Raw genomic sequence first — 994 nt, forward strand, 5'->3', positions numbered from 1 at the left:
ACCTCGCCCTCCACTAACAGTGGGAGTCCGCCAACGGCGGTTGTTTGGGCGGGGGTTAATTGCTTGTTGATACCTTGTTCTTTTTGTGTTATATTGAATGTATGGACGTTGCTGTTGAATTCAACCCTTCTGCCTTTAAGCATGGCATTACCGAAGCAGCTATCCGGTATGCTATAATCAATGTTGTTTATGATGACATTTGGGATGATGCAGAAGACAAGCATTTGCTTTTGGGGTTTGATAATAATGGCAACCCTCTTGAAATTATGTACAATATGATTGATGATACAAGCATAAACGTATTCCACGCCATGAAGTGCCGGAATATCTATCATCACCTGCTTTATCATGGAAAATGAGAGGAAAACTATGGCAAGAATGACTGACGAAGAAGCTGATGCCCTTGACGAACAGGTAACAAAAAATCCGCCTAAAGTTTCCGGCGATGGAAAAAGCGGATTTTTTATGAAACATAAGGGCAACATCGTAATTTTGGACGATGTTTCCGCAACATGGCTTCGTGTTACTTCTGAATCTACCCGTAAATCAACAACAGAACTTATCAGCGAAATGATACGAGAGAAAATTGCTGTAGCTATATAATCTTTTATGAGAGAACTATGCCTGATATGACCGATGAGGTAATCATAGGCGAACTGGTACGCAAAGAAATAGCCGCCACCGCATAAATCCCCACACAGAGAAACATAATTTTTCAGATTGGACTTTATTTCGTTAAATAGGCTGTTTTTTGGGTTGATTAACCCATTATTACTGTTGGATTGTTTGGGGGGGGGGGGGGGGGTAATCTTATGCACGCCGTTTAAGGGGGGGGGATGAAAAAAACCTAAACACCCCAGCGCCGAAAGGCTTTTCCACGATGAACAAAATGAGGGGAGCTTTAGCCCGCCGTTTGCGCGGGGGTCAAAGGGAGGGACGCAAATGTTTTCAGAAAACTTACTAAGAGCGATATAACCCCCTAATAAGGGGGGTG

General features: G+C 43.2%; 2 protein-coding genes. One reads left to right on the top strand and one right to left on the bottom strand.

From position 1 onward, the window contains the following. A partial coding sequence (locus ACYVTD_RS13930) for a hypothetical protein (protein WP_461248325.1) occupies nucleotides 1-350 on the bottom strand: 350 nt, incomplete at its 3' end. Nucleotides 351-369: 19 nt separating this feature from the next. On the opposite strand from ACYVTD_RS13930, the gene ACYVTD_RS13935 reads away from it, so the two are divergent. Beyond that, a complete protein-coding gene (locus ACYVTD_RS13935) occupies nucleotides 370-603 on the top strand; it encodes a hypothetical protein (RefSeq protein ID WP_461248326.1) in 234 nt (77 codons plus the stop codon). Nucleotides 604-994: the final 391 nt, after the last annotated feature.

Source organism: Treponema sp. R6D11, from assembly GCF_054786075.1.

Coding starts and splice junctions, on each gene's coding strand:
- ACYVTD_RS13935 (WP_461248326.1), top strand. CDS start 370: ATGGCAAGAATGACTGACGAAGAAGCTGATGCCCTTGACGAACAGGTA.